Origin of the sequence: Pseudomonas sp. F1_0610 (genome assembly GCF_047470865.1) — a bacterium.
Lineage (GTDB): Bacteria > Pseudomonadota > Gammaproteobacteria > Pseudomonadales > Pseudomonadaceae > JAZDRH01.
This window is the reverse complement of the sequence record NZ_JAZDRH010000076.1, coordinates 1-945: the sequence shown is the minus strand read 5'-3', so window position 1 is coordinate 945 and position 945 is coordinate 1. Positions and strand designations below refer to the sequence as shown.

Annotated in this window: 1 protein-coding gene; it reads right to left on the bottom strand. The window is 28.1% G+C overall.

Going from position 1 to position 945, the window contains the following annotated elements; all coding sequences use genetic code 11:
* On the bottom strand, positions 1-793 hold a 793-nt coding region (locus VQ643_RS16265), incomplete at its 3' end, for a hypothetical protein (RefSeq protein ID WP_414201554.1).
* Positions 794-945: the final 152 nt, after the last annotated feature.

Here is a 945-nt window from a genome sequence, read left to right as displayed (position 1 = left end):
CAGTTACAACTTTACTTCGTCTATAAAAGTTATAATAATTCATATTAAAAAAAGGCATTATACAGTAATTTACTGAAAAACGTGCATCATTAAATAAAAAAATATAATTTCCATCCTCTTTTTTAAGCTTTATTGCATAAGATCGTGGATGCCCATTAACCCACAGTACTTGCCCGTAATATTCGCCGTTTAAGTACACTTTTTCAATGCCATCTTTCGCTAGCTTTCCAAGAAGAATATAGTCTAAATTACTGATTGTACTTATATCGCTTCTATGGAAATTAAATTTCACCGAGTAATCAAAGTCATCACTAATTAAATCTGGAAATGGTTTTTCATACGGAATAGTACGTCCTTTATAAAGTAATATTCTATTATTATTTAAATCGTAATCATAAACTTTAGCATTTGTTGTCTGGCCATATACCCATACAATACGGGTAATTATTTTACCTTCATGGTTATACCTAATTTCATCTCCATGCTTAACATATATATACGGATATAATCTTGCAGTTTCTTTATGCTTATTTACAACTCTAACAATACTAAAACTGGCTCCAATATCTTTATCACCACCATCTCTAAAATAATTAAATATTTTTTTAATCCAGAGCCCATTATCATCAAAAAATTCATATACATTATCAAACCCATTTTGAGTTAAAAATACCTTTACTCCTTGTTTTTTACCATTATGCCAATATAAGCTACTTAGTATTTTTTTTCCTGTAATATCAAAAACGACTTCAACGCCATCTAGTAAATTATTTTTATACTCCCCATAATACACTAAGTCTTTTTTATTATAACACTTAAAATTACCAGAAATGACTCCTTTATCAATATAAAAAAACAGTCAACTCCACCCTTAAATAAAAATTTATTATTAAACATACGAAGGCTATAATTTTCAACATAACCTGTATACTCTTTATCTATGCG